This is a genomic window from Flavobacterium sp. HBTb2-11-1, assembly GCF_009826975.1.
GTDB lineage: Bacteria > Bacteroidota > Bacteroidia > Flavobacteriales > Flavobacteriaceae > Flavobacterium.
Genome location: NZ_WUMO01000005.1, coordinates 44,271 through 70,475 on the forward strand (window position 1 = coordinate 44,271; position 26,205 = coordinate 70,475).

The window sequence follows — 26,205 nt, forward strand, 5'->3', positions numbered from 1 at the left end:
ATTGTATTGTATTGTATAAATCAGTTAAATAGTATATTTTGAGTTTAGTAAACGGCTTTCCATCCTTGTTTTTTCCAGTAAGCAATAATCGGTTTGTAAGGTCCGTATTTGTGCTGCTCTTCCGAAAAATTATCTTGAAATGGACTGTGTGCATAATCAATAGGTTTGCCCATTTTATTTGGATAATCGAACGTTTTTGGGTTTGGTCTTTTATGCTGTGAATCGTCATTTACATAAGCTGCAATGTCAAGCGCTTGTTTGTCTGTAAGATATGGTTTTCCAAGCAGTACTTTATCGTAAGGCATATTGCTTTTTAGCCATTGCGCCTGTTTAATGACGCGGTGCATGCTTGAACCTGGCTGATAACCATATTCGCCCCAAAGTGGAGGATAAGTATAACCTGATTTGTCTGCATTATAGACTCCTTCACCATTATTTCCGTGGCATCTTGCGCAGTTTTCGGCAAATAAAACTTTTCCTCTTTCTGGACTTGCAGCAACATCTGGAAATTCGATTTCTAAATTTTTTGCTCCTTTAAAATTACCATCTTTTGGAACAAATTTGCTAATCCATTTGAAATAAGATAAAAAGGCCACCATTTCTTTACTGTCCAGCGGAAGCGGTTTTCCAGAATGCGGGCGCATAATGCAGTTATTAACTCTTTCTGCCAATGTAAGAACTTTGTTTTCGCGCCCGCGATATTGTGGATAATTATCGTGTGAAGACATCAAATTGAACGCATGAGGCTTTGTTCCTGCATCTTGATGGCAGTTGGTGCAGTTCATTTTATTGCCCAAATATTGTCCGTTTTTTCCGTTCGGACCAATATAATAAGCGGTTTTCATCATTAATTCTCTTCCATAACGAACCGATTCTCCAAATTGATCGTCTGGAATTTGAGAAGTATCAATTGTGATGTAACCTTCGTCTTCTTCTCCTTCTTCGGTTGTTTTTGAAGCCAAAGTTTGAGAATTAGATTTGGTGCAGGAATTGAAAACAAGCATTGGCAATGCTGAAAAAAGTGCAATAAGAATTAATTTTTTCATGTCTATTATTTTTATCCTAACAGGTTTTTAAAACCTGTTAGGTATTTATTCTAATTTACTTATACCTACAAGGTTTTGAAAACCTTACAGGAAAATCTCTTTTTAATTCAAAAGAAAAGGTTTGAGTTTTTCCTCAGGAATAAAGATGGTTCTGTAAGGCGGAATTTCAGATTCTAAAGCCCATAAAAGAACTCCTTTTTTATTCGTTAAAACGGTAATATGTCTTTTGGAGCAACAAACCAAAAAGAGGTTTTTATTAATCATGTAAGCGCTTCCCATTCTATCGTTGTAAATATCTTTTGGTAATTTGATATGGAAATCCAGTTTTACTGAATTGTTTTTTTCGTCAACTTTTAGAGCAAAAACAGAAGATTGTTTTATATCGACACCATTGTCAAAAAACAATAAACTTCCTTCCTGATCCATATGTGCGGCGTGAGCTTGCGAGAAATTGGTATCTGGAGCCATTTTCATTGTGCCATCTTTGCCTAATTTCCAGATTATTTTTCCAGTTTTCGAATTGATTTTCCAAATCTGGCCGTTATTATAGAAAGAAATTAGAAAGTTTCCATCTGTATCGTAGCTTAAACTGTTGGCGTGCGTCCAGTCTTTTTTGTTTTTTAATAAATTTTTGTCTTTAAATGGATCTAAGTCATCAAAAACACTCCATTTCCAAAGCTGTTTTCCTTTTTTGTCTAAAATTATAATTCCGTCTCCATTGATGGTGTCTTGTTTTTTTCCTCCAATAGAAGTTAAATCGATTATTTTTTGTTCGACAGTTAAAGCGACAATTTCGTCAGCCGATTTTTTTATGATTTCATGGTGAAGAACCTGCTTCAAATCACCTTGCCCTTTTTTGATGTGTGTTAAAGTATCTCCTTGCAGATTGATTTCAAGAATTTCGCTTCCATAGCTTGTTGGCTCGTCATTGGTTCCCAAAATCGAAAGAATCGTTTGGTCTTTTGTAAAATGAACGACTTTAAAACCAGTTCCTTCAAGCGTATGATACCATCTCAAATTTCCTTTGTAATCAACAATATAAGCAGTTCCAGGAGTTTCTCTTTTCGCTAAAAGCAAAAATCCTTTTTTGAAATTTTCAGGCAATAGTTCTGGTTTCGGACAATTGGCTTTGAATTGTTTCTGTAGCCATTCTGGAAGTTTTCTAGATTTAAAATTATAAACTTTGCTGGTTTGTTTATTACCACCTTGAACTGTAACTAATTGGAAACTATAGCCGGTTTCTGGAATTATATTGCAAAGTACCAGCGAATGTTTTAAACCAGAATTTGAAATAGGAGAGGTCATTTTATTTTGATTTCCTTCTTTGTCTGACCAATATTCTGCATATACCTGAGCTTGGTCATTCGTAGTAACATCGATCTGAATTTTCAATTCGTTGTTGCCATGAGTGCCAATATTGATATTGGAGATAATTTGGTTTTTAGAACAACTCGCCAAAGTAAGCAGCACTAAAATAAAACTTCCTTTTAATATTAATTTTTTGATCATCTGAAAAGCTTCTTTTGTGAAACAGAAAAGTACTTTTATCGCTATAAATAATCAAGAATAGACAGACATTTAACTGTCTATTCTTGATTGGATATTCTTATTGTCTGTCGGCGTTGCTTAAATTTGGATTAAGGTCTACCTGACTCTGTGGATAAGTATAATATTTGTTTTGTGGCATTTTGATTAAAGCTGCTTCTCCAACTCTAAGGTGGTATGCATTTACTAAAACATCATATTTGTTCATTCTGATTAAATCTGCACGACGTTTTCCTTCGTAGAAAAGTTCCCATCCTCTTTCTTGTAAAATAGCATCTCTTAAACTAGCTTGATTATGTTCTGATAAAACCAAAAGTTTTGCATGAGATCTTCCTTTTACTTGGTTGATAAGATCAATAGCCTCTTGAGTCGGCCCACTGATTTCGTTTAAGGCTTCGGCTCTGCTTAACAAAACATCAGCATAACGAAGTATATTAACACTATGTCCATCATAATAAGTGGTCGTTTCATCATCAGCATATTTTTTTGTAGAAACGTCTTGCATGTAGAATTCTCCAGCTGGAGGTTGAGCTCCTAAGTATGGAGCTTGTTTATGCAATAGACCGTCTGTCCCCATATACTCTGGAAAAAAGCATTGTTTTCTCTCATCTTCATCGCCAAAAGTGTTGTAGAAATCCCAGTTTACAGTATAATATTGCCATCTGTTTTGAACCACAGGGTGATCAACAGGACCAAAGTGGTTTAATAATTCAGTTCCATTTGTGTTGGCATCACTTAAAGAAGAGAAGATGTTTTCACTGCACCATTTGTTACTTTCTTTAAACAGACCTAAGTAAGAAGGATATAGGCTGTATTCGTGCAAATCCATTACTTTTTGTGTATAGGTAACTACTTTTTGCCAATCGTGGCTTCTTAAGTATAATTTTGCCAATAGTGTTAGTGCAGCTCCTTTTGTCGCACGTCCTACATCATTTGTACCGTAAATTTCATTGTTTTTATAATTAACTGGAAGAACATCAGCAGCTTCCGTCAATTCTTTAATCATGAAAGCGTCTATTTCTTCAACAGATGAAGGCGGAGTTTGATCCAAATATCCAGGATTTCCTAAGTTAGCCTCTGTAATCAAAATTACTGGCCCCCAAGAATCGGTCAAATCCATGTAAGCGGAACATCTTAAGAATTTTGCTTCTGCAATAAATTGTGCCTTTTCAGCAACTGTAATACCACTCATTGGTGTAATGTTGAAAATAGCATTGTTTGCATTGGCAATCAATTTATACATGGCGTTCCAGTCTTCTCTTAAGAGTCCGTTTGCAGAATTCCAAGTTCCTAAAGATAATTGCCCTGGATCTCCTCCAAATTGGCAGTGTCCTAAATCTGTAGCAATATCAGTCAAAGCAAAGTGTCTTGTAGCCCAATATGAATAATTATCGCCCACAGATGGTCCTTTTAATCTTCCATAAATGGAATTGATAGCCGCAATAGCATCTGATTTTGTCTGATACCCATTGGTATTAGTCAAACTGCTATATACCGTCGGATCCAAGTCTTGGTTACACGAAAACTGTGTCCCAGCGGCAAGTAAAAGTAATAAGATTGTATATTTTTTCATTTTAATCAATTTAATGTTACTGTAAAGCATTTTAGACTAGTGAATTGCTACTTTAATTCCAAGTATAAAAGTTCGTGAAGCTGGGAATGAGTTAAAATCGATACCACCACCTAAATTGTTCGTAGAGTGTCCGTTTACCTCAGGATCATTTCCAGAATAATTTGTAATCGTCAATAAATTTTGTCCGATGGCATATAATCTAATACTGTCAATAAATTTTACCGTTTTTAATGCGCTTTCTGGAATCGTATATCCGATAGAAACATTTTTAAGACGTAAGTACGAAGCTTCTTCAACAAATTTAGAATTCACATAACTTCCGTAAGTGCTTTTGTAATAACCGTCTCTAGGAATATCAGTGTTTTCGTTTTTACCAGCAACCCATCGGTTTAACGCATCTGTACTTGTAGAAGACTCGCCAACCATTTTAGTCATATTGTAAACTGAATAATCAAAAGCACCTTGGAAAAAGATATTCATATCAAAATTTCTATACTTAAAATCGTTATTGAAACCTGCAACGTAATGAGGAATAGTATTTCCTAAATAAGTTCTGTCTTTTGCTGTAATAGTACCATCGCCATCAATGTCTACATATTTTGGATCTCCAGGTGCAGATAAAGGCTGAGGTGCGTAAGTTTCTCCTGTTTTGATAACTCCGGCATATTTATAGCCATATAAAACTCCCATTTCTTTTCCTGGCTCCAATCTTGTAAATTCTTGACCAGAAACTACTCCACTTGGGTTAGAAGTGTTTGTGCTAATGATTTTAACGTTATCAGCTAGAGATACTACTTCTTGTTTATTGTACGCTACATTTAATGAAGTAGTCCAAGAAAAAGTATCAGTTCTGAAGTTTGTAGTGCTTATTCCTAACTCAATACCTTGGTTGTCAATAACCCCTGCGTTAACTCTTTGAGTACCAAATCCCCACCATCCTCCAACAGGAACATTTAAAAGAGCATCTGTAGTTCTTTTTTTGTAATAATCGAATGTAATTGAAAGTTTGTCATTAAATAAGCCTAAATCTAAACCGATATCAGTTTGAGCTGTTTCTTCCCATTTCAGATTTGGGTTAGCTAAGTTTGCTGGTTCTGTCCCTGCAACAAATTCATCTGGCGCAATAGTAACCCCCCAAGAAGACAAACGGCTCATGTACGAATAATCTCCAATACCGTCACTACCTGTAATACCATAACTTGCTCTCAATTTAAGTTCAGAAATTGCTTTTACGTTTTGCATAAAAGATTCGTTAGATATTTTCCATGCAACAGCTCCAGAAGGGAAGATACCAAATCGGTTATTTGGTCCAAAACGAGAAGAGCCATCTTTTCTAATTGTAAAAGTTGCTAAGTATTTATCGTTGAAAGCATAATTTAACCTTCCAAAATAAGAAGTCAATTTTGTTTCTGTTTTTTCTGTTTCAGGTTTTAAATACACTGAAGCTCCTTGCAGATTGTAATACGTCAATAAGTCATTAGAGAAACCTGTACCGGCAGCTCTTACTCTTTCATAAGTATCTTTTTGATTTGAAGTACCAATCATGGCAGTAATTGCATGTACTTCTTTGATATCAAATTTATATGTCAAATATTGTTCTGTACTCCATCTGAAATAGGTTTTATTTTCTTCAGAACCAGAACCCTTTAACGCAGCTCCCGCTACTAAAGTACTTGGAGTATATTTTCCTTGAATATTTTCTTGCCATTCTGCACCAGCGCCAAAATGGTATGTTAAACCTTTAATGATCTGATAATCTAAAAACATGTTTCCGTTTACCAATCTATTGATCGTGTGATCTGTAGGTTCAAGTAAAAGTGCTAACGCATTGTCTTTCCCTTGGAATTTATAATACGAACCGTCTGCGTTATAAATTGGAATAGTTGGAGGAGCAGTCTGGATAGAGAACATTGGAGATAAAATATTATCGCCAAAATCGCTATTATTTCCTTCGGCAACAGCACCATATACATTTGTGCCCATATTTAGTCTTTCGTTGAATCTTTTTTCACCACCCATTCTCACACTATATCTTTCAAAATCAGTGTTTACGATAGCTCCAGTTTGTTTTAAATAATTTCCAGAAAGAAAGAATTTAGAACTTTGGTCACTTCCGCTAAAAGTAAGCGTTCTATTAAGCACTTCACCAGGACGAGTTGCAGCATCAAACCAGTTAGTATTGGCAACAGGAAAGCTGGAAGGGAAAAGCGGAGGTCTTCCGTTTTCAGCATTAAGAGCATTCTGATAATCGGCATATTGCTGTCCAGTCATTAAAGAAGGCTCTTTTATGATGTTTTGAAAACCATCAGAAATCTCAGCCTCAACATTCATTTTTCCTGATTTTCCTTTTTTAGTGGTAATCAAAATTACCCCATTTCCTCCACGGGCACCATAAATAGCTGTAGAAGCGGCATCTTTAAGAATTTGAATGTTTTCAATGTCGTTCGGGCTTATAGAAGCTCCAGTACTGGTAATGAATCCGTCAACAACATACAACGGAGCATTAGAAGTATTAATAGAGTTTCCTCCTCTAATTATTACTGACGGATTTGTTCCCGGCGCATAGCTATTTTGTTGCACCTGCACTCCAGAAGCTCGTCCTTGAAGCGCCTGTCCAACGTTTGCAACCGTTCCGCCTAAGTTTAAATTGTCTTTGCTAAGAGAACTCACAGAACCTGTAAGGTCTTTTTTCTTAGATTTTCCGTATCCAATCACCACCTCGTCTAGTTTTTGTCCTGCTTCTTTCATGACAATTTTTAGAAGCGCAGTTCCAATAGTAACTTCCTGATCTTCCATACCAATGTAAGTAATTATCAATTTTGTGGCATTATCAGGAACTGTAATAACAAAGCTTCCGTCTACATCAGTCTGAACTCCCTTAGTAGTACCTTTAACCACAACATTGGCACCTGGAAGTGGCAAACCTTTTTCGTCTGTTACTTTTCCTTTTACAGTTTTTTCAAAAAACACTGCCGTATTGGTTTTGTCTGAAATATTTATAGAAGAAGCTGCAGAAGCCTGAAATGTAAAAACTAATAACGAGAGAACTGTTATTCCGATTTCTTTGCGGGATAAATTGTTAAGCCGAAAATCTCTTGGCTTTTTTTGGGTTAATAATTTCATACTTTGAATTGGTTTTGGTTAATGTTTAATTGTTTTTTCTTTGTTTGTAGGTTTTAGATTTCTTTTTTGATCTGGAAATTCATTTTGTCTTTTTAGTTGTGTTTTCGATTGAATTATTTTTATGCAAACCAGAGACTTCTTTTTTTACTCCTAAACACGGCTTGTTTAGTTTGTTTTTCTTCTTTTTTTGAGCTTAAAAATCACCTGAAATTTTGCATAATTAACTTAGTTTTAAGATTAATCTCTGACGAAACTAGAGATTATATTTTTATAAAACAAGAAAAAACACAAAAAATGTGCTCGAACACACAAAATTTATGTTCTCGAGCACATAAAATTGTACGAAACGTTTTTTTAGACTTAAAAAGATGAGATATTTTTAAAATGTTTTAGAAATGCTGAAGCTCTTAGAACTGACTGTTTTTTGAATAATAAATGTTCTTTTTGTAAAAACTTATGAATTTCGCAATGACTAATGTAAAAACGTAAAAATTAAGCAGTCTTTTCTTATGTTGAAAAAGAGTGAAATTTTAGATTTAATTATGAATTTGATTTGTTTTTCAATTCAATTTTTGAAGTATATTGGTCATGGAGAAAAATGGAAAAATGGAAAGATGATTTAATGGTCATTTTGACCTTTTTTGAAAATGAAAAATTAACAGATTTTAAGAAGAAGAATTTTGAAAGAATACCACGTACAAATAATAGATAAAAATCAAAAGAACGAAACTCAGATTTTAGATCCTTTTTTTTGGGAAAAAGCACATTGTTTAACTGATTTTGGTTCTCCGTGGAATAATGAACCGGTCTTAAAAATTGAATTTCGCGCGTTATGGGATCAAGAAAACTTCTATTTTAATTTTAGGGTTTTTGATACTGATGTTTATATCGATCAAAAAGATAATAGTGTAGACAGTATTTGTAATTCTGATCGCGTGGAGCTTTTTTTTAGAAGTAATGATGAGCTTAATCCGTATTACTGTCTTGAAATTGATCCTTCGACAAGATTGCTGGATTTCCATGCCCTGCCAAATAAAATCTTTGATTACGAATGGAAATGGCTTGAAAATCAAATTAAATTGGAATCTTCTGCAGATGAAGTTTCTTTTACGGTTGCAGGGGTAATTAGTATTGCTTCTTTAGAAAAATTAGATTTAATACATGATAATGTTATCGAAACAGGGGTTTATAGAGCAAAATTCTCCAAAGACAAAAATGGTAACTACGAACCAACTTGGATTACGTGGGTAAATCCAAATACTCCCGAACCGAATTTTCACATAGCATCTTCTTTTGGAAAGTTTGTTTTAGTGGGGTGATTTGCCACAAAGGCGCCAAGTTGCAAAGTTTTTTTAAGGGAAGAAATCTGAATTGTCTCCAGCTTTAGCTGGAGATTAAAAAAAAACTTCGTGTCTTAGCGGCAAAAAACTTTAGCTAATATAAAAAGAAGCATTTTCGACATTTATTATGTCAATTGGAAGCAATATGGTTTCTGGAATGTCTTTTCTGAATAAAAAGTGTTCTACTAACGTGCTGACTCCTAAATACGCCTGTCTCTTTTGGTTTTGATGTATTAAAAAATGAATCAATCCTTGATTTAAAAAGCTGACATTTTTATCGATTAAGTCATAGCCAATCAAAACAATTTTTTCGTCTGTTATATTAGATAGAGTAGAAGCGATTTGATAAGCCTTTGAGGTGGTAATGAAAATGCCGCTTAACTCTGGGTTTTCATTTATAAACGCTGGCAGCTTAGTTTCTATGTTGGAATATTTCAGTTTTAATGTGGCCAAAGAGAAATCAGAAAGATTTTTTTCATCAAAATAACTTCTAAAGCCTCGTTCTTTTTCCTGCATGTGGACGGCGTTTTTTAAGCTTTCGTCAACGTGGATAATGGCAATCTGTCCTTTAGGCAGAATCAAATTCATTAAACTTGCGGCAACACGTCCGCTTTTGTATAAATCTTGTCCAACAAAACTTTTTATGGAAGAAGATTCAACCTGGTTGTTGAAAGTATTTACCATAATTCCCAATTCGTCATATTGTTTTATGATTTCTAAGGTTTCTTTATGGAAAAGAGGAGTCAGTAAAACAGCATCTGGCGATTGAGCTACAATGGCTTCGTTTGTTTTTAGAAACGATTTGGTGCTTTCTGGATTAAAGTAATGAATTTCTATATTAACATTATAAGCTTTGAATTCTTTAATGGCATCTTGGATTCCATTAACGCACGGAAGCCAATAAGGGTCAAATACAGGATCTGGAAGCAAGACACAAATGCGGTAAACTTTGGTGCTTTTTAAATTTCGTGCAATTAAGTTGGGTTCGTAATCAATAACATTCAGAACTTCATTGATTTTTTCGAGTGCAGCAGGAGAGACTTTTCCTCTGTTGTGCAGCACGCGGTCTACAGTTCCTTTAGAAACTCCAGCCATTTGCGCTATATCCTTAATTGTGTACTTTTTATCCATATGAGCAAATATAAAAACTTTGATTTAATAAACGTAATTTTTCTATAAGAATTAATAAATGTGCTCGAGAACACCAAAAATGTGTGTTCGAGCACATTTTTATATTTTTTCTTGTTTTATAAAAATATAATCTCTAGTTTCGTAAAATCAAAACCGAAAACTGAAAATAAATTTATAACTAATTTACGCTGTAATTTATTGAATTGAAGCGTTTTAATACAAAGTGTTTAAGTGAAAAAAATCACGTCATTAGCTCCCGGCCGAACCTGCCTTTTTGGAGATCATCAAGACTACTTAGGATTGCCTGTTATAGCCTGTGCGATAGATCGAAATATTAAATTAATTGCAAAACAAAATCAGACCGAAACTTTTGTTTTGAATATGGTTGATATTAATGAAATTCGGATTATCGATATACATGAGGCTTTCGAAAAATTAGAATCCAGAGATTATTTTGCTTCCTCATTGCGCGTCTTGCGCAGATATGGCTGTAAACCAACCTCTGGTTATACGATTACAATTACTGGAGATATTCCAATTAATTCTGGAACTTCGAGCTCTTCCGCCTTGTTGATGGCTTGGATTCGTTTCCTGATAGAAGCTTTTGGAATAGATCATGAAGTTACGCCTGAATTTCTTTCAAAATTGGGCTATGAATCTGAAGTTTTAGAACATGGAGAGCCTGGCGGAATGATGGATCATTTTAGTATTGGCGTTGGAAATATTGTTTACATCAATACTAAAAAGCCTTTTTCTTTTGATGTTATAGGTACGGAATTGAAAGGATTGATTACAGGTGTTTCGGGTGTTCCAAAGGAAACCATAGGTTTGCTTGGCGAATTAAAAGGAAATGCTTTGATGGCAATTGATCTTGTAAAGCAAAATTATCCGCAGTTTGATTTAAATGCTTCGGAAATTGAAGATGTCGATAAATACAGAAATTGTCTTCCAGATCGTCTGATTCCATTTTTTGAAGCAGCCATCAAGAATTACCATTATACTAAAGAGGCTTTAAAAGAATTTGAAAAGCCAATCTTAGATTTTAAAAAAATTGGATCCTTAATGAATGGTCATCATGAAGTTTTACGCGATTTGCTGAAAATAACTGTTCCAAGAATTGATGCCATGATTAATGCAGCGTTGAAGGCTGGAGCGTACGGAGCAAAAATCGTGGGTTCTGGAGGTGGCGGAAGCATTGTGGTAATTGCTGATCCTAAGAATGAGAATGCGGTTATAGAAGCGATTTTAGACGCAGGAGCACAGGAAGCTTATGCGGTAAACGTTGATCCCGGAGTACGAATTATTGATAATATTGAAAATTAAAATAAAATGCACGACAGTTTAGTGATTTTAGCCGGCGGAGCTTCTTCTCGTATGAAAAAAGAAGCGGTTACAAATAATTTATCTCCAGAAGAAATTGCACAGGCTAACGAGAGAAGCAAAGGTCTTATTGGTGTTGGAGCGAGCGGAAGACCTCTTTTGGATTATCTTTTATGGAATGCTAAAAAGGCAGGTTATAAAAACATCTATATTATTATAGGAGAACAAGGAGAATTGTTTAAGGAGTTTTATGGCAGTAAGATGAAGGGCAATGATTTTCACGGACTCAATATTTCTTTTGCGGTTCAATATATTCCAGAAGGAAGGGTAAAACCTTTTGGAACCGCAGATGCTCTGTTTCAAGCTGTAGAGCAATATCCGGAATTGAATTCGCAGTTTTATTCGGTTTGTAATAGTGATAATCTGTATTCTGCAGAAGCTTTACGTGCGTTGAGGGAAACCGAAAGTCCGAATGCTTTTATCAGTTATGATCGTGACGCAATGGATTTTCCATTAGAGCGTATTTCGCGTTTTGCGATTGCCAAATTAGATCAAAACAATCAGCTGTTGGATATTTTAGAAAAACCTACTGAAGAAGACTTAGAACAATATAAAGATTCAGAAGGTAAAATACGTGTCAGTATGAATGCTTTTAAGTTTAATGGCAAGACCTTATATATACATCTTAAAAATTGTCCTGTCCATCCAGAGCGTGATGAAAAGGAGCTTCCAACAGTGCTTTTAAACTCTGTTAAGGAAAATCCGCAAACTACTGTCGGAATTCCGTTTTCTGAGCACGTTCCAGACCTAACTGCTAAAGAAGATATTGCCGAAGTAAAAACATATTTGGCAAAATATTATCCTGATTTAAATTGGAATAATAAAAATTAACAAAACTTTCATATCTAAATTAGAGAATAAGGAAATTTTATGTACTACTTTTGTTTTGCAAAAAAAATGCAGATATTTGCATAAATTACGCAATCAATAATGTGAGAGTTGATTCTAATTTAGATTTTGAATTAAATAAATCTATAAACTAATCAACCAAAAATTATGACAAACATTCAAAGTACATTACAAGTAGAGAAAAAAAGTACCATTGTTCCGATGGTGATTTTAACCTTGTTATTTTTTATTTTAGGATTCGTAACTTGGCTTAACGGACCATTAATTCCGTTTTTTGAATTAGCTTGCGAATTAACTTCTTCACAAGCGTATTTTGTGACTTTCGCATTTTATATTGCCTATTTTGTAATGGCAGTTCCTTCTTCGTATATCATTGAAAAAGTGGGATATAAAAACGGAATTTCCTTAGGATTATTGATTATTGCCGCGGGAGCTTTTATGTTTTATCCAGCGGCTTCCAGTCGTACATTTCTCTTGTTTTTATTAGCCTTATTTGTAATGGGAACCGGTTTGGCAGTTCTGCAGACGGCTTCAAATCCTTATGTAGTGGTGATTGGTCCGAGAGAAAGTGCCGCTGCAAGAATCAGTGTTTTAGGAATTGCAAATAAATTGGCAGGATTTGTTGCGCCAATTGTGCTTACAGTTTTGGTTTTGTCTAATATGCAGGACTTTACCGCAGACAAAATTGCCTTGATGGATGAAGCTGCAAAAACGAGCGCATTAAATTCTCTTGCATTACAATTGCAAACACCGTATCTTTATATGGGGTTGATTATTACTGTTTTAGCTCTTATGGTGAAATTTTCTCCTCTTCCAGAAATTGATTTGGATGAAGAAGGGAATGTGTCGAATTTAAGTGTTTTCAAACAGATTAAAAATGCCTTTCAGCACCCGCAACTGGTTTTAGGAGTAATTACTTTAATGCTTTATTTATCTGCTGAGGTTTTAGCGGGAGATTCTATTGGAGCTTTCGGAAAACAATTGGGTGTTTATGGTGCAGAAGGAAATTTCTATCTAAAATTAACATCATTTACCATGTCTGCAATGGTTATTGGGTACGTTCTTGGAATAGTATTGATTCCTAAATATGTTTCTCAAGTCACAGCATTGAAAGTGTCTGGGATGCTAGGTTTGGTGCTCGTTTTGGCAATTGTTTTGATTTCGCCAAAAATAATGATTGCATTGCCAGGAAGTCCAAATATACCTGTGGTAATATTTTTAGTAGCACTTTTAGGATTGGCAAATGCATTATGCTGGCCTGCAATCTGGCCAATGGCTTTGCAGGATTTAGGAGGTTATACAAAAATAGGAAGTGCTATTTTGATTATGGGAATTATTGGTGGTGCAGTTTTTCCTCTTTTTTACGGAATGATTACTGAAAGCATCAATTCTGCAAATCTTGCAAAAAATATGCAAGACGTTTCAAAAAGTGGAAATCAATTGGCTTATTTAATGCTCCTGCCTTCGTATGCGATGATTTTGTTTTACGCTGTGAAAGGGCATAAATACAGGAAATGGTAGTTGAACAAAAATAAAAATTAATATATCATGTTAAAAAGTAAAATCGACAAAGCAACAGGTTTCGAAAAGCGATTCGAAAACATTAATACAGTTGTTTTTGAAAACTCAACTGATGCTTCAAAAGAAGTGGCGCAGGAAATTGCAGCTTTAATCAAAGAAAAACAGAATGAAGGAAAACCATGTATTCTTGGTTTGGCAACAGGTTCTTCTCCAAAAGGTTTATATGCTGAATTAGTGCGTCTGCATAAAGAAGAAGGATTGAGTTTCAAAAACGTAATCAGTTTTAACTTGGATGAATATTATCCAATGGAACCAAATTCAATCAATAGTTATGTTCGTTTCATGAAGGAACTTTTGTTTGATCATGTCGATATTTTACCTGAAAACGCTCATGTTCCAGACGGACTTTTAACAAAAGAGCAAATTGCAGATTATTGCCACGAATATGAAGCAAAAATCGAAGCTTTAGGCGGAATCGATCTTCAGATTCTTGGAATTGGAGGAAACGGACACATCGGATTTAACGAGTCTGGTTCGCTTCAAAATTCTAAAACTCGTTTGGTAGCTTTGGATCACATTACAAGAGTTGCGGCAAGTAAAGATTTCTTTGGTTTGAATAATACGCCAAGAACAGCAATTACGCTTGGTGTGAAAAAAATCATGGAAGCTAAAAGAGTAATCTTATTGGCTTGGGGTGAAGGAAAAGCAAGTATTGTAAAAAAATCTGTTGAAGATGAAGTTACAAACCGAGTTCCTGCATCTTTCTTGCAAGAACATAATAATGCAGTTTTTGTTTTGGATAAAGAAGCAGCTTCAAAACTAACAAGAATTAATAAGCCTTGGTTGGTTGAGAAAATTGTTTGGACAGATAAATTGACTCGTAAAGCAGTTTTAGGATTGGCATTGGATCTTAAAAAACCAATTTTAATGCTTACTGATGCAGATTATATAGAAAACGGTATGAGCGATTTATTGGCAGATTCAGGTCCAGCTTACGATACTAACATTAAGATATTTAATAAATTACAAAATACAATTACAGGTTGGCCAGGTGGAAAACCAAATTCAGATGATACCAATCGTCCAGAAAGAGCAGAACCTGCTAAAAAGCGTGTATTGATTTTCAGCCCGCACCCAGATGATGATATCATTAGTATGGGAGGAACTTTTATGCGTTTGCAAGAGCAAGGACATGAAGTGCACGTTGCGTACCAGACATCTGGAAACATTGCAGTTGCTGATGATGAAGCATTGCGTTTTGCAAGATTCGTAATTGATTACAATGAGAAATTCGGAATCAAAAGCGAAGAAGCAGATAACATCTACAAAAAAGCCGAGGCATTTTTACAGAACAAAAAGAACAGCGAAATTGATATACCAGAAGTTCGTTATATTAAAGGTTTGATCAGAAAAGGAGAGGCGAGAGCTACAAGTTATTTTGTGGGTCTTCCAGATTCTCAAATTCACTTCATGGAATTGCCGTTCTACGAAACAGGAACAATCGAGAAAAAACCGATTGGACCAGAAGATATTCAGTTGACAGTTGATTTAATTGAAAAAATCAAACCACACCAAATTTACGCAGCTGGAGATTTAGCAGATCCGCACGGAACGCACAAAGTTTGTCTGGATGCAATTTTTGAAGCGGTTAAAGTTTTAAAACCAAAAGAATTCATGAACGACTGTTGGTTATGGTTATACCGTGGAGCTTGGCAAGAATGGGGAATTGACGAAGTTGAAATGGCAGTTCCAATGAGTCCAGACCAAGTTTTAGCAAAACGTCACGGAATCTTCAAACACCAGTCTCAAAAAGACGGAGTTGTTTTCCAAGGAACAGACGCAAGAGAGTTCTGGCAAAGAGCGGAAGACAGAAACCGCGAAACAGCTGAACTGTACCACCAATTAGGTTTGGCGACTTATGCTGCAATGGAAGCTTTCGTGAGATGGCATTACTAAAAAGTGACTAAGGTTCAGAGAGACAAAGGGACAGAGGTTTCTAATCTGTGCTGAACTTTTTTAAATAATATTTTTGAAGCAGGAAGAGGGAACGAAAATTGGTTCTTTTTTCTTGCTTCTTTTTTGTTTAAGGTTCTAAGGGACTGAGGTACTAAGTTTTCCCAGTCTTTACAATAGTCCTCGTTTTAAAACTGTAAACTGTGACTGAGACTGAAAACTATTTTTTAATCTGTGGCAAAAGAAAAAAAATAGCAATAGCTTTGTACGAAATAAAAACAGGAGGGGAGAAATCTATTTTCTTTCTTCTATTCTCTTTCCTCTCTAAAAAAATGGATCAAGACAAAAAACAACTCATAAAATTAGCCCACACCAAAATGCCTTTCGGGAAATATGAAGGAAAATATTTAATTGATTTGCCTGAATATTACGTGGTGTGGTATCAAAATAAAGGTTTTCCAAAAGGAGAGCTTGGACAGCAACTGCAATTGATTTATGAATTGAAATTGAATGGTTTAGAAGAATTGATTCGAAATATTAAGAAGCAATATCCTAAGCCTTAATGGTAGATGTTTTAAGATTATCGGATTTTTATATAATTGCATGAAATTTTGGTTTTATTGTTTGAAAAAATGATAAAAGATAGATAATGATTAGTGTATTGAGAGGTTTTCTTCTGATTTGAAAAAGCCAAAAATTCAGCAATCTAAAATTCTAAAAATCTAAGAAGTCTATTGTATAAAATGTCTAATTAAATTTGTACTTTTGCCAAGTTTTTTACACAACTACTTACAAACAACAACAGAATGAATCAAACAAAATATATTTTTGTTACAGGAGGTGTGACCTCTTCATTAGGAAAAGGAATTATCGCGGCATCTTTGGCAAAATTGTTACAAGGAAGAGGATACCGCACAACTATTCAGAAATTTGATCCATACATTAACGTTGACCCGGGGACACTAAACCCGTACGAACACGGAGAATGTTATGTGACAGATGACGGAGCTGAAACTGACTTAGACTTAGGACACTACGAGCGTTTCTTAAACGTTCCTACTTCTCAGGCTAATAACGTTACTACAGGAAGAGTTTATCTTTCGGTTATTGAAAAAGAAAGAAGAGGAGAATTTTTAGGAAAAACAGTTCAAGTTGTTCCTCATATCACAAACGAAATCAAAGACAGAATGCAATTGCTAGGTAAATCTGGCGATTATGATATTGTTATTACTGAAATTGGTGGAACTGTTGGTGATATCGAATCTCTACCTTATATAGAATCTGTTCGTCAATTGGTTTGGGAATTAGGTGAAAATAACGGAATTGTTATTCACTTGACATTAGTTCCTTATTTGGCTGCAGCTGGCGAGTTGAAAACAAAACCAACGCAACACTCTGTTAAAACTTTAATGGAGAGTGGTATTAAAGCGGATATTTTGGTTTGTAGAACAGAGCACGAATTATCTCAGGAACTACGCCAAAAATTAGCTTTATTCTGTAATGTGAAGAAAGAAGCCGTTATTCAATCTATTGATGCTTCTACGATATATGAAGTTCCAAATTTAATGCTTGAAGAAGGATTAGATGTTGTGGCTTTAAAGAAATTAGATCTTCCTAAAAAAGCATCTCCAGATCTTAAGACTTGGAATACTTTCTTAAAAAGATTAAAAAGTCCAAAACAAACAGTTAACATTGGTTTGGTTGGGAAATATGTAGAAATGCAAGATTGTTACAAATCTATTTTAGAGGCATTTATTCATGCAGGAGCTGCAAACGAAACAAAAGTAAACGTAATTTCAATTCACTCAGAACATATTAATGCTGAAAATGTTGAAGAAAAATTAGGTTCTTTAGATGGAGTTTTAGTTGCTCCTGGTTTTGGTGAAAGAGGCATTGAAGGAAAAATCGAAGCGGTTCGTTTTGTACGTGAAAACAATATTCCTTTCTTCGGAATTTGTTTAGGAATGCAAATGTCTGTTATCGAATATTCTAGGAATATTTTAGGTTACGCTGAAGCGAATTCAACGGAGATGAATGACAAAACAGCTCATCCAGTTGTGAGTTTGATGGAAGAACAAAAAAATGTAACCGACAAAGGAGGAACAATGCGTTTAGGTGCTTGGAAATGTGATATTAAACCAGACACTTTGGCGTACAAAATTTACGGACAAAAAACTATTTCGGAGCGTCACCGTCACCGTTATGAGTACAATAATAAATATGCTGATGAATTGCAAAAAGCAGGTTTAAAAGCTTCTGGAGTTAATCCTGATACTGGATTAGTAGAAATTGTGGAGCTTGAAAATCACCCATTTTTCATTGGTGTACAATACCACCCAGAATACAAGAGTACAGTTGCAAATCCGCACCCTATTTTTGTGAACTTTGTGGCAGCTGCTGTAAATGCACATAAAAAATAATAATTATATTCTGTGAAGATGTAACTTTTGGGTAAAACTCATTACTAATAGCCTTCAACGAATAACTTTTTTAAATTAATAATGGAAGAAAAAAAATTAGACCTCAATTCGATCATTGGTTTTGTATTGATCTTTGGAATTTTGATTTGGATTATGTACCAAAATCAGCCTTCTGAAAAAGAAATTGCTGCTGAAAAGGCCAAGAAAGAATTAGTTGCTAAACAAGAAGCACAAGCAAAAGCAGATAAAGCTAAAACTGCGTCATTACCAGCTGCAGCTGTAACTCCTGGAGATACAGTTCAATTGGCTCAATTGCAAAAAACTTTAGGAGGATTTGCTTATTCTGCAACACTTCCTTCTGCAAAAGAAGCTTTTACTACAATCGAAAATGAAAAATTAAGATTAAAGATTGCTAATAAAGGCGGATACATTGTTGAAGCTACTTTAAAGGAATTCGAAAGATTAAAAAAAGGTTCAGGTCAATTAGTTGAGTTAATCAAAAACAATAACTCAAACTTAAATTTACAGCTTCTTACTACAGACAATAGAACATTAAATTCTAAAGATTTATATTTTGAGCCAACATTAGAAAAAATTGGTGCAGACCAAGTTCTTTCTATGCGTTTGAAAGCTGGAGCTAATGAATTTTTGGAATATAAATACATTTTAAAGCCAAACGATTACTTAGTTGGTTTTGATATTCGTTCTCAAGGCTTAAATAGAGTTTTAAATTCTGCTAAACCAGTTGATTTGCAATGGGATTTAAAAACATACAGAAACGAAAAAAGTGTTGCTTATGAAAATCGTTATGCGCAAATTGATTATAAATACGAAGAATCAAAATATAATAACGTAAGTTCACACGGACAGGGTAAAGAAGAAACTCCTACTAAAGTTAGTTATGTTGCGTTTAAACAGCATTTCTTTACTACAATTTTATCTACAGAAAAACCTTTTGAAACTTCAAAACTACAATCTGACGATTTAGTTAAAGACGATAAAATTGATACAGTTTTCACAAAACAGTTTAGAGCTAATTTGCCTTTAGCGTTTACAAATGGAGAGATCGATTACAAAATGAATTTGTACATGGGTCCTGCAGATTACAAAACATTAAAAGCTTACGATAAAAACTTCGAAAAGATTATTCCATTAGGGTGGGGAATCTTCGGATGGATCAACAAATGGATTTTCATTCCATTATTCGGATTCTTAAGTTCAACAATTGGATTGTCATTAGGAATTGCCATCATTATTTTTACGATTATCATCAAATTGGCTATGTCGCCAATTACGTATAAGTCATTCTTGTCTCAGGCTAAAATGAAAGTTTTAAGACCTGATATTGCTGAGTTGGGAGAGAAATTCAAAAAAGACCCAATGAAGAAACAACAGGAGACAATGAAACTGTACAACAAAGCAGGAGTAAACCCAATGGCCGGATGTATTCCAGCTTTGATTCAGCTTCCATTTATGTATGCATCGTTCCAGTTTTTTCCTGCAGCATTTGAATTAAGACAAAAAAGCTTCCTTTGGGCAGACGATTTATCATCTTTTGACTCAATTGTAAAATTACCATTCAACATTCCGATGTATGGAGATCATATCAGTTTGTTTCCGATTTTGGCGGCAATTGCGATTTTCTTCTACATGAAAATGACTTCTGGAGATCAGCAAATGGCAGCTCCTCAGCAAGAAGGTATGCCAGATATGGCAAAAATGATGAAAATCATGATTTATGTTTCGCCATTAATGATGTTGATTTTCTTCAATAATTATGGTTCTGGATTATCTTTATACAACTTCATTTCGAACTTAATTACAATCGGAATTATGTTTGTGATCAAGAATTACATTGTAGACAGTGATAAAATTCACGCTCAGATTCAAGAAAACAAACAAAGAGAGCCTAAAAAACCAAGTAAGTTCCAACAGCGTCTTCAAGAAGTAATGGAACAGCAAGAAGCGGCAAAAGCGGCTCAGGCAAATAAAAAGAAGAAATAATTCTCAATAAAAAAATCTCGATTTATCGGGATTTTTTTATACCATTATACTTTATAATTAAGATTTTCGTTAAGCTTAAAAATAGAATTTATTATGATCTCAAAAAAAATCATACTTGGATTATTCTTCCTAACAGCATTAGTTTCAAATGCTCAATCAGATATTAATAAAGTTGATGCAGCCGGAAAAAAAGACGGACTTTGGAAAGGAACTTATGCAGAATCTAAACGCCCTCGCTACGAAGGCACTTTTAACCACGGAAAAGAAACTGGAATTTTTAAATTTTTTGATGACACAAAAAAAGGAGATGTTATAGCTACAAGAGATTTTAGCGCCAACGATGGAAGTTCGTACACTATTTTTTACGATCAGAATAAAAATAAAGTAAGTGAAGGAAAAGAGATCGGAAAAGCGCGTGAAGGCGAATGGAAATATTATCATAAAGCTTCTAAAGTTTTGATGACCGTTGAGAATTATAAAAATGGGAAATTGGAAGGATTAAAAACGATTTACTACCCAAATGGTCAAGTTGCTGAAGAAATGACTTATAAAAACGGTTTGAAAGAAGGGCCATATAAAAAAATTGGTGTAGATGGAACCCTTCTGGAAGAATCGTATTTTAAAAATAACGAATACAACGGAGAAACTGTTTTTTATGATTCAAACAAATCTATTGCTTCTAAAGGTAAATTCGTAAATGGTAAAAAAGCAGGGATCTGGCAGTTTTATCAAAAAGGAAAACTAGTGAAAGAAGTAAATATGAGTGATCCTAAAAACACGAATAAAGCTTCTGAAAAAGTGGGAACGGCAAAAAAATAAGAATTTAAAATCTCAGAATTCATTGCTTAAATTAATAAAAGGTTTATTGGAAAATGTTTACATTTGATTAACCAATTATGCTAACCTATGGATTTAAAAGAGCTTTTAGGACGATTTTTACTGTTGTTTTTTTCGATTTTGGTTCTGTATTTTTTCTCCAACAGAAAAGATAATGCGACCATAAATCCGTTGATGGTTATTGTCGGACTTTGTACTTTTTCGCTCTGTTATCTTTTTACCAAAATAGAAATTGGAGTTGGAATTGGTTTCGGTTTGTTCGCTATTTTTTCAATCCTCCGATTTAGAACACAGTCTTTCACCGTAAATGCGATTATTTTTCTTTTCGCAACCATTACGCTGTCCATTTTGGATATCATGTATCCGTTTGAAAAGATTGAATTACTGCTGTTCTTTCAAATTATTATAATTGGATTTTATGTTATTGCTTCAATCATTGTTAATAAACAAGCTTCAAAATATTTCAATTCTGTTGATGTGAAAATTCCGCTTGACGAAAACTTTTCTTTAAACTCAGAAATAATTAGAAAATCAATTCAAGAAAAAATTAAGATTGAAGATTTTGATTTTAGAATTGTGTTAATCAATACGGCGGCCAACGAAATAGATTTATTGGTTTTCTATTAATCGTTGAACGGACGAACTTGTTTGATGTACAAATCTCTTTTTTCGCCAACAATTTTAAACTCGATATCGACAGGATGAAATTGGTTTTTGCGCCAATAGCGATACATTTTGCTTTCAATTTTTTTGCTGACATCATAAATATTACTCATTTCTTTACGAGTCAATAGCGGTTCATTATTATTCAAATTGGAATTGGAAGTATAGTCGATATCAAAGTCGGTTTCGTCTTTTCCGTCGTTAAAATGATAGGCGACAAATTGTTCGCAGATTTCTCCTTTTTCGGGTTTCACAACCGAATTTTCTCCTTTTTGAACATTCACAGTAATTCCAGGAAAGTTCTCTCTGAATATATTTTTAGTGATAATTACACCATTGGCCAATTCATCCGGAAAAGAGCGATGTACTAAAACGCCCATTGCAATATTTTGCTGGTCGATTCCAAAAAGCTCCCTTTCATTATACGAAGCTTCGTTCCAGACACTTGCCCAAACTTGTTTTATGGCTTTTTCAAAAGTTTTGACGCTGTCGCCGATGATTCCAGTTTTAGAATCGTATAATCCTGCGCCATTGAAATCGTCCAGATCTTCTGCATTGGTAGAAGAGCGAAATCTGAAATTTTTGAATTTGGCATCTTTAAAAGCGGTATTCAATTTTGAAATTAATTCAGGATCAATAGGTTCTTTTTTAATAGCATCTCTAATTTTTTTCAATTGTTTGTTAATCCAAACAGTTGAGTCTTTATGCGGATAAGCTAAAAGTTCTGCAATTAAAGGTGAAATGGAAGATTTCTGAATATGTCTTGTATAATAGAAAAAGGGAATAGCATGCGCATTTTCTGGAACTTTAAAAGGAATTTCTTTTGAAATAGCAATTAAATAAGCCATGTTTTGCGCTTTCGAACCAATATAATTCACTCCCTTTTTTGGAATTTCAGATAAGTTGACTAAATCTGTTACAGAATTGTCAATTGTTAGTTTTTTCTTTTTCCCAGCAGATTTCACTGGAATTTTTTTAGTGGTTTCTTTTATGAAAAAAGTATCGACCTGAATTTTTAATTCTACCTTTTTAGAAAGCAGTCTTTTGATATTGTTATCTTTTTCAACATCGGTATACGCCATAATAGGAATCTTTCTGTTTTTTCCTAAAAGAACCAAATGGCTTAAAGGCGTTTGGAGTTCATTCACAATAATTCCTCGCACATTCGGAAGAATATCAGGCGTTCCATCCAAAATAATGATTTCATCAGGATTGGGTTTTGCGGTTTCTAATTCTTTGATTTTGTATTTTTTTAGAATGCCAACATTACTGCTTCGAACAACTTCCTGATATTTAATTTCGCCAAAAATATAATCTGATTTCACGCACGGAATTTTGAATTTCTGCTCCTGATACCAATTCATCATATCTGGATTATTCAAATAAAATTTAAGTTTTTCGCCAATAAAAGTGGAATTTTTTACCATATTAAAAAAACGTTCAATCAATGGCAAAGGCATATGATCGGACGCGGCGAGTTCAAAAATCCATTTGTCGGTTCCTTTAATATGATTCAAATTTCCGAGAAGAAAATCTCGATTTTTTTCGGTATCGCTATAGTTTTCATTGTTGAATACTTCGAGATCGTGGCCGTAGCCTAAATAATTGACAACAAAATCGAAATGAAGCAAAATAACGCTGCTGTTGAAATAATACATTTTCTGTTTTCGGAGATCGTAAATCACTTTTACCGATTCGATATTCGAAAATTTATCAGATAAAGGTTTTCCTTTAAACGCCTTGTAGGCTTCATAATTTGGCAAAGACGCGCTAAATCGTTGCGCGCTAATAGAACTTAGGGAGAGAAGGAAAAATAGACTGTAAATGTATTTTTTCATAGATAAAAAATGAATGATTAAATGTACTTAAAAAAGTAATAAGTTTTATCTACTGCGGGATTGCTTAAACTAATGCAAACCTTTGTGAAATTTTCTATTATTTGGCGTACCTTTGCAACCTTAAAAAATTAAACATTCAAAATGAAACGAGTAGTTGTTGGACTTTCAGGTGGAGTAGATTCTAGTGTTGCAGCATATTTATTGCAGCAGCAGGGATACGAAGTAATTGGCCTTTTTATGAAGAACTGGCACGATGATTCGGTTACTATTTCTAACGAATGTCCTTGGCTTGAAGACAGTAATGATGCTTTGCTTGTTGCTGAAAAATTAGGCATACCGTTTCAAACTGTTGATCTAAGCGAAGAATATAAAGAGAAAATCGTTGATTATATGTTCAACGAATACGAAAAAGGGAGAACTCCAAATCCTGATGTGCTTTGTAACCGCGAAATCAAATTTGATGTATTTATGAAAATCGCTTTAAGTCTTGGCGCAGATTATGTGGCTACGGGACATTATTGCCAAAAAAGCGAAATCGAAGTGGACGGAAAAACAGTGTATCAACTGATTGCCGGAAATGATGTAAACAAAGATCAATCATATTTCTTATGTCAGTTGTCGCAAGAACAATTGTCCAAAGCCCTATTTCCTATTGGAGCTTTAACAAAACCAGAAGTGCGAGAAATTGCGGCTGAAATGGAATTGGTTACTGCAGAAAAGAAAGATTCTCAAGGTTTATGTTTTATTGGAAAAGTTCGTCTTCCAGAATTTTTACAGCAAAAACTACAGCCTAAAGAAGGTAAAATTGTTCAGGTTGATAAAAATGATCCGATTTACAATATTGAGAAATCAGCTGACCTTTCTTTGGAGGAAAGATTAAAGTTAGAATCTCAAAAGCTAGACTATGTTCCAACAATGGGAAAAGTGGTTGGAAAACACCAAGGAGCTCATTACTTTACTGTTGGACAAAGAAAAGGTCTGAATGTTGGAGGAACAACAGATCCTTTGTTTGTAATTGCAACCGATGTAGAAACCAATGCCATTTATACAGGTATGTCTAGCCAGCATCCAGGTTTATTCAAAAAAGCACTTTTTGTTGGAAAATCTGAAGTGCACTGGATTAGAGAAGATATGACGTTAAAAGCAGGAGAAAAAATGGAAGTGATAGCAAGAATTCGTTACCGTCAGCCTTTGCAAAAAGCCGTTTTGTATCAGTTTGAAGACGGAATGTATGTAGAGTTTGAGGAGCCGCAGTCTGCTATTACAGAAGGACAATTTGTTGCTTGGTATTTAGAAAATGAATTAGTTGGTTCGGGAGTAATTTCTTAGCTTTATACTTTATTTGGGAGTAAATCCCTTAATGGTATAAATTGATGAGATATAACTTTACTTTTCTTTTATTACTTCTTTCGTTTGCAGTATTTTCGCAAGAAGATGCGTGGGTTTATTTTAATGCGAAGCCTAATGCGCAGACTTTCTATGACAATCCACTTACTGAACTTTCGCAAAGAGCTTTGGATCGAAGAACCAGCCAGAATATCGCTTTGGATATAACAGATGCTCCTTTGGAAACGTCATATGTTAATCAGATTAAAGCGAGTACGGGAATAATAGTTATGGCACAGTCAAAATGGCTGAATGCACTTCATATTCAAGGAACACAGACTAATATCAATGCTTTAAAATCTTTATCTTTTGTTTCTAGAATTGAGTTTGCCAATAAAACTTTAAATACCACAGGAAAAAGAGTTTCGGAAGCTTCCATTAATCAGTCTCATGATAAGTTAAAAACGGAAGTTGACTATTCTTACGGAAATTCTGCCAATCAGATTCAATTGCTGAACGGACAAGTTTTGCATCAGCAGAATTATACAGGAGAAGGAAAAATTATAGCAGTTTTAGATGCAGGATTTCCAGGTGTAAATACAGCTCAGCCGTTTGAAAATCTCAGAAATAATAATAAAATTTTAGGTGGTTACGATTATACTACGCGAAATGCCAATTTTTACGCAGGAGACGATCACGGTACTTTAGTATTATCTACAATGGGCGGTTATAAAGCAAATTCGTTGGTGGGAACAGCTCCAAATGCATCGTACTATCTTTTTATCACAGAGATTGATGCGCAGGAGATTCCGTTAGAAGAATCGCTTTGGGTTGAAGCGGCTGAAAAAGCTGATGCTTTGGGCGTTGATTTAATTACGACTTCATTAGGATATTTTGGTGATCGTGATAATCCAAATTACAACCATACCTACAGCGATATGAACGGAATTACTACTTTTATTTCTCGTGGTGCCGAAATTGCTTTTAGCAAAGGAATATTAGTTTTGGCTTCTGCTGGAAATGAAGGAACTCAGACAGAAAAGCACATTGGTTCGCCTGCAGATGCGGTTTCAGTGTTGGCAATTGGTTCTGTTAATGCATCTAAAGTAAAAGCTGGTTCCAGTTCGATTGGACCAAGTTATGACGGAAGAATAAAACCCGATGTTATGGCGCAAGGAGTTGCAGCGGTAGTTTCTGATGCAAATGGAAACATTGTTACAGCAAACGGAACCTCATTTTCATGTCCGATCATGGCAGGAATGGCAGCTTCTTTGTGGCAGGCATTTCCAACTAAAACTAATAAAGAAATTAGACAGATGATTTTGCAATCAGCTGATCGATATGCTAATCCGGATAATAATTATGGATATGGAATTCCGAATTTTGGTGCTGCATTAAGCGTCTACAGTTTTATTGCAGAAACTTCGTTTTCGGTATATCCAAATCCAGTTAAAAATGAGGTTTCTTTTTCTTTTTTAAATGAAAATAATACGGCATCGGTAACTATTTATTCTATTTTAGGACAAAAATTAATCGAAGAAAAAATCAATAATTCAAATCCAGTTCTTTCCCTACAATCACTTCAAAGCGGATTGTACATCTATCGTTTTGATGCCGATAATCTGCATAAAACAGGGAAAATAATCAAGCAATAAT

General features: G+C 34.6%; 18 protein-coding genes. 12 read left to right on the forward strand and 6 right to left on the reverse strand.

Annotation, left to right across the window (positions count from 1 at the left end):
- Positions 1-44 precede the first annotated feature (44 nt).
- The 4 genes from GR162_RS11960 to GR162_RS11975 form a co-directional block, all read right to left on the reverse strand.
- Entirely contained in the window at positions 45-1,046 is a 1,002-nt protein-coding gene (locus GR162_RS11960; protein ID WP_091130661.1) for a c-type cytochrome, read from the reverse strand.
- 102 nt (positions 1,047-1,148) lie between these two features.
- Positions 1,149-2,555, reverse strand: a complete 1,407-nt coding sequence (locus tag GR162_RS11965; protein WP_160782354.1) for an aryl-sulfate sulfotransferase — start codon at positions 2,553-2,555, stop codon at positions 1,149-1,151.
- 97 nt (positions 2,556-2,652) lie between these two features.
- Positions 2,653-4,164: a RagB/SusD family nutrient uptake outer membrane protein gene (locus GR162_RS11970; protein ID WP_160782355.1), complete on the reverse strand. Its 1,512-nt coding sequence runs from the start codon at positions 4,162-4,164 to the stop codon at positions 2,653-2,655.
- Positions 4,165-4,200: 36 nt separating this feature from the next.
- Entirely contained in the window at positions 4,201-7,287 is a 3,087-nt protein-coding gene (locus GR162_RS11975; RefSeq protein WP_160782356.1) for a TonB-dependent receptor, read from the reverse strand.
- 680 nt (positions 7,288-7,967) lie between these two features.
- Here GR162_RS11975 and GR162_RS11980 point away from each other — a divergent pair.
- Positions 7,968-8,606 carry a carbohydrate-binding family 9-like protein gene (locus GR162_RS11980; RefSeq protein WP_160782357.1) on the forward strand — a complete coding sequence of 213 codons (639 nt, stop codon included), beginning with the start codon at positions 7,968-7,970 and terminating at the stop codon, positions 8,604-8,606.
- Between the two features lie 111 nt (positions 8,607-8,717).
- Here the strand turns inward: GR162_RS11980 and GR162_RS11985 are convergent, their stop codons facing one another.
- On the reverse strand, positions 8,718-9,758 hold the full coding sequence (locus GR162_RS11985; RefSeq protein WP_160782358.1) for a LacI family DNA-binding transcriptional regulator: 1,041 nt from the start codon (positions 9,756-9,758) through the stop codon (positions 8,718-8,720).
- Between the two features lie 231 nt (positions 9,759-9,989).
- On the opposite strand from GR162_RS11985, the gene GR162_RS22395 reads away from it, so the two are divergent.
- From GR162_RS22395 to GR162_RS12030, 9 genes are all read left to right on the forward strand, one after another.
- Positions 9,990-11,081, forward strand: coding sequence for a galactokinase family protein (locus GR162_RS22395; protein WP_160782359.1), 1,092 nt, complete (start codon positions 9,990-9,992; stop codon positions 11,079-11,081).
- Between the two features lie 6 nt (positions 11,082-11,087).
- A complete protein-coding gene (locus tag GR162_RS11995) occupies positions 11,088-11,969 on the forward strand; it encodes a sugar phosphate nucleotidyltransferase (protein WP_160782360.1) in 882 nt (293 codons plus the stop codon).
- Positions 11,970-12,134: 165 nt separating this feature from the next.
- Positions 12,135-13,508 (forward strand): sugar MFS transporter, encoded by a 1,374-nt coding sequence (locus tag GR162_RS12000; protein ID WP_160782361.1) that lies wholly within the window; start codon positions 12,135-12,137, stop codon positions 13,506-13,508.
- A 27-nt stretch (positions 13,509-13,535) separates the two neighbouring features.
- A complete protein-coding gene (nagB, locus tag GR162_RS12005; protein WP_160782362.1) occupies positions 13,536-15,464 on the forward strand; it encodes a glucosamine-6-phosphate deaminase in 1,929 nt (642 codons plus the stop codon).
- Between the two features lie 329 nt (positions 15,465-15,793).
- Positions 15,794-16,024 carry a DUF3820 family protein gene (locus GR162_RS12010; RefSeq protein ID WP_160782363.1) on the forward strand — a complete coding sequence of 77 codons (231 nt, stop codon included), beginning with the start codon at positions 15,794-15,796 and terminating at the stop codon, positions 16,022-16,024.
- Between the two features lie 243 nt (positions 16,025-16,267).
- Positions 16,268-17,881, forward strand: coding sequence for a CTP synthase (locus GR162_RS12015; RefSeq protein ID WP_160782364.1), 1,614 nt, complete (start codon positions 16,268-16,270; stop codon positions 17,879-17,881).
- 81 nt (positions 17,882-17,962) lie between these two features.
- Positions 17,963-19,885, forward strand: coding sequence for a membrane protein insertase YidC (yidC, locus tag GR162_RS12020; RefSeq protein WP_160782365.1), 1,923 nt, complete (start codon positions 17,963-17,965; stop codon positions 19,883-19,885).
- Positions 19,886-19,978: 93 nt separating this feature from the next.
- Entirely contained in the window at positions 19,979-20,704 is a 726-nt protein-coding gene (locus tag GR162_RS12025; protein WP_160782366.1) for a toxin-antitoxin system YwqK family antitoxin, read from the forward strand.
- An 87-nt stretch (positions 20,705-20,791) separates the two neighbouring features.
- Positions 20,792-21,349: a DUF4956 domain-containing protein gene (locus tag GR162_RS12030; RefSeq protein WP_160782367.1), complete on the forward strand. Its 558-nt coding sequence runs from the start codon at positions 20,792-20,794 to the stop codon at positions 21,347-21,349.
- Here the strand turns inward: GR162_RS12030 and GR162_RS12035 are convergent.
- Positions 21,346-23,223, reverse strand: a complete 1,878-nt coding sequence (locus GR162_RS12035) for a PEP/pyruvate-binding domain-containing protein (protein WP_160782368.1) — start codon at positions 23,221-23,223, stop codon at positions 21,346-21,348. The genes GR162_RS12030 and GR162_RS12035 overlap by 4 nt on opposite strands.
- A gap of 141 nt (positions 23,224-23,364) precedes the next feature.
- On the opposite strand from GR162_RS12035, the gene mnmA reads away from it, so the two are divergent.
- Both mnmA and GR162_RS12045 read left to right on the forward strand, forming a co-directional pair.
- Positions 23,365-24,552, forward strand: a complete 1,188-nt coding sequence (gene mnmA / locus GR162_RS12040; protein ID WP_160782369.1) for a tRNA 2-thiouridine(34) synthase MnmA — start codon at positions 23,365-23,367, stop codon at positions 24,550-24,552.
- Between the two features lie 44 nt (positions 24,553-24,596).
- A complete protein-coding gene (locus GR162_RS12045) occupies positions 24,597-26,204 on the forward strand; it encodes a S8 family serine peptidase (RefSeq protein WP_160782370.1) in 1,608 nt (535 codons plus the stop codon).
- Position 26,205 lies beyond the last annotated feature (1 nt).

Coding starts and splice junctions, on each gene's coding strand:
- GR162_RS11960 (WP_091130661.1), bottom strand. CDS start 1,046: ATGAAAAAATTAATTCTTATTGCACTTTTTTCAGCATTGCCAATGCTT.
- GR162_RS11965 (WP_160782354.1), bottom strand. CDS start 2,555: ATGATCAAAAAATTAATATTAAAAGGAAGTTTTATTTTAGTGCTGCTT.
- GR162_RS11970 (WP_160782355.1), bottom strand. CDS start 4,164: ATGAAAAAATATACAATCTTATTACTTTTACTTGCCGCTGGGACACAG.
- GR162_RS11975 (WP_160782356.1), bottom strand. CDS start 7,287: ATGAAATTATTAACCCAAAAAAAGCCAAGAGATTTTCGGCTTAACAAT.
- GR162_RS11985 (WP_160782358.1), bottom strand. CDS start 9,758: ATGGATAAAAAGTACACAATTAAGGATATAGCGCAAATGGCTGGAGTT.
- GR162_RS11995 (WP_160782360.1), top strand. CDS start 11,088: ATGCACGACAGTTTAGTGATTTTAGCCGGCGGAGCTTCTTCTCGTATG.
- GR162_RS12000 (WP_160782361.1), top strand. CDS start 12,135: ATGACAAACATTCAAAGTACATTACAAGTAGAGAAAAAAAGTACCATT.
- nagB (WP_160782362.1), top strand. CDS start 13,536: ATGTTAAAAAGTAAAATCGACAAAGCAACAGGTTTCGAAAAGCGATTC.
- GR162_RS12010 (WP_160782363.1), top strand. CDS start 15,794: ATGGATCAAGACAAAAAACAACTCATAAAATTAGCCCACACCAAAATG.
- GR162_RS12015 (WP_160782364.1), top strand. CDS start 16,268: ATGAATCAAACAAAATATATTTTTGTTACAGGAGGTGTGACCTCTTCA.
- yidC (WP_160782365.1), top strand. CDS start 17,963: ATGGAAGAAAAAAAATTAGACCTCAATTCGATCATTGGTTTTGTATTG.
- GR162_RS12025 (WP_160782366.1), top strand. CDS start 19,979: ATGATCTCAAAAAAAATCATACTTGGATTATTCTTCCTAACAGCATTA.
- GR162_RS12030 (WP_160782367.1), top strand. CDS start 20,792: ATGGATTTAAAAGAGCTTTTAGGACGATTTTTACTGTTGTTTTTTTCG.
- GR162_RS12035 (WP_160782368.1), bottom strand. CDS start 23,223: ATGAAAAAATACATTTACAGTCTATTTTTCCTTCTCTCCCTAAGTTCT.
- mnmA (WP_160782369.1), top strand. CDS start 23,365: ATGAAACGAGTAGTTGTTGGACTTTCAGGTGGAGTAGATTCTAGTGTT.
- GR162_RS12045 (WP_160782370.1), top strand. CDS start 24,597: ATGAGATATAACTTTACTTTTCTTTTATTACTTCTTTCGTTTGCAGTA.